The organism is Streptomyces prasinopilosus, from assembly GCF_001419695.1.
GTDB classification, from domain to species: domain Bacteria; phylum Actinomycetota; class Actinomycetes; order Streptomycetales; family Streptomycetaceae; genus Streptomyces; species Streptomyces prasinopilosus.
On the sequence record NZ_LIRG01001011.1, the window covers coordinates 1 to 2,402 of the forward strand.

The 2,402-nt window shown below is 71.9% G+C and carries 2 protein-coding genes, 1 tRNA gene and 1 riboswitch; all 3 genes read left to right on the forward strand.

Annotation, left to right across the window (positions count from 1 at the left end; translation table 11 throughout):
• Nucleotides 1–642: cytidine/deoxycytidylate deaminase family protein (locus tag AOK18_RS29655; RefSeq protein WP_478078860.1), on the forward strand; the 642-nt coding region annotated here is incomplete at its 5' end.
• Nucleotides 643–719: 77 nt separating this feature from the next.
• Nucleotides 720–793, forward strand: a tRNA-Met gene (locus AOK18_RS29660).
• Between the two features lie 349 nt (nucleotides 794–1,142).
• A riboswitch (cyclic di-AMP (ydaO/yuaA leader) is annotated at nucleotides 1,143–1,300 on the forward strand.
• Nucleotides 1,301–1,311: 11 nt separating this feature from the next.
• Complete coding sequence (locus AOK18_RS29665; protein ID WP_055696302.1) at nucleotides 1,312–2,346, forward strand: M23 family metallopeptidase; 1,035 nt, start codon at nucleotides 1,312–1,314, stop codon at nucleotides 2,344–2,346.
• Nucleotides 2,347–2,402 lie beyond the last annotated feature (56 nt).

Consider the following 2,402-nt stretch of genomic DNA (forward strand, 5'->3'; position numbering starts at 1 on the left):
ACCCAGGGGCTCGCCGACGAGCTCCAGCTGGTCCTCGCCCCGCTCTTCGTCGGCGACCCGGACGCCGCCCGCCTCTTCGGCCCCGGCGCCTACCAGGGCGGCCGGCTGCGGCTGCTGGAGACCCGCCCCGTCGGCGACGTCGTCCTCGTGCGCTACGAGCCCACCGCTCCCGGCACCGGTCTGCTCCCCGTGGCCGCCGACCACCACTGGCTGGCCCTCGCCTGTGAACTGGCGCAGCGGTGCCCGCCCTCGGAGACGGCGTTCAGCGTGGGCGCGGTGGTCGTGGCGGCCGACGGCACCGAACTGGCGCGCGGCCACTCCCGGGAGGGCGGCGACCCGGCGGTGCACGCCGAGGAGGCCGCCCTCGCCAAGGTCGACCCCGCGGACCCGCGGCTCCCGGCCGCCACCGTGTACTCCAGCCTGGAGCCCTGCGCCCGCCGCGCCTCCCGCCCGGCGCCCTGCACCCGGCTGATCCTGGACGCGGGGGTACGGCGGGTGGTCACCGCGTGGCGGGAGCCGGAGACCTTCGTGGCGGGCGCCGACGGCAGCGGAGCACTGGCCGCGGAGGGCGCCGTGGTCGTCCTCCTCCCGGAGCACGAGGAGGCCGCCGCGGCGCCGAACCGCCATCTGACCGGCCGGTGACGGGAGGGCGTCGGCGGGCCGGCGGACACGTGTGTGCGGAAGTGCCCCGCGGATGCCGTATGCTGGTCACACAACGACGCGGGGTGGAGCAGCTCGGTAGCTCGCTGGGCTCATAACCCAGAGGTCGCAGGTTCAAATCCTGTCCCCGCTACTGAAGGCCGAGGGCCGGAAACCGAAAGGTTTCCGGCCCTCGGCCGTTCCCGTTCCGGCCTCCGGCCGGCCCGTCCTCCGGGGGAGTGCCGAGGGCGCGGGCTCCGGCCTTCCGCACCGATGTCACACCGGGTGACCGGGGCACCCCGCTGCGCATAACAACTGACGTACCGTCAGTTTCGATGTGACGAATGAGGGGTAGTCAACTCGCCCGTTTTGAGGTGGTCGTGACGCTTAAGTCCGCACGGGGTTCGTTAACGATCAAGAGGAACGGCTTGGAATACGAGCCCTCCGTCTATTAACGTTCGATAACGCAGCGCGGTCGTCCCAGCCGTCACACGAGTCGGCTCCGTGCGCACGCGCCGAATCCCGCAAGGGAACCGGGGAACCAACATCTTGGGGTGAATCGCGCGGATGCCCCCGTGGAGACACGGGCGGTATACGCGCGTAGGAGACCTTCCTGCTCCGAACCCGTCAGCTAACCCGGTAGGCGAGAAGGAAGGAAAGGAGCGCGCCCACGTGGCGTCCAACCGGCCTGCCCCCGAGGCCCCCTTCATGCCGAGCCAGCGCGACGGCGAGACCTTCGCCTACGGCGGCGTCCGCACCGACGAGGGCCCCTTCGAGGAGTGGAACCCCACCGCGGAGTCCATCGCCCCCGTGCGCGGTCGGCACCGGGTCAGCAAGCAGCGCGGCGGAGGCCTCGCCCGCAGCTCCACCGTCCTGGGCGTCGGTGTCATAGCCGCTGTCGCCGGTGGCGGCATGGCCAGCGCCCAGACCGGCAAGCCGCCGGTCTCGATCTCGATGCCGGACCTCCCCTCTGTGGGTTCCCTCATCTCCGACGAGGAAACACCCGAGGGCTCCGCCACCCCGCTCAGCAGCATCGGCACGGTCGTCGACGAGACCGAGCAGGGCAGCGCCTCCGACGCCGGTGAGGTGCTGCGCGCCCGGATCATGGCCCAGGTCGAGCAGCAGCAGAGCCAGGCCGAGGACAAGGCCGCCGCCGAAGCCGTCGCGAAGGCGGAGAAGGAGGCCGAGGAGAAGGCCGCCGCCGCGAAGAAGAAGGCCGAGGAGAAGGCCGCCGCCGCGAAGAAGAAGGCGGAGGAGGAGGCCGCGAAGAAGGCCGAGGCCGAGCGTCTGGCCGAACTGGCCAGGCAGTACGCGCTGCCGACCTCCTCGTACACCATCTCCTCGACCTTCGGTCAGGCCGGCGCCTACTGGTCCTCCGGCCAGCACACCGGACTGGACTTCGCCGCCCCCACCGGCACGCTGATCAAGGCGGTCCACACCGGCACGATCACCTCCGCCGGCTGGGACGGCTCCTACGGCTACAAGACCGTGCTGACCCTCGACGACGGCACCGAGGTCTGGTACGCCCACCAGTCCTCCATCAACGTCAGCGTCGGCCAGCAGGTCAACACCGGCGACGTGATCGGCCGCGTCGGCTCCACCGGCAACTCCACCGGAGCCCACCTCCACCTGGAGGTCCACACCGGCGGCTCCGGCACGGGCATCGACCCGATGGCCTGGCTGCAGTCGAAGGGCCTCACCGTCTGAGAACCCGGCCCCCGGCCCGCCCTCACGCGCTCCCGCGGCCGCAGCCCCGGCAGTCC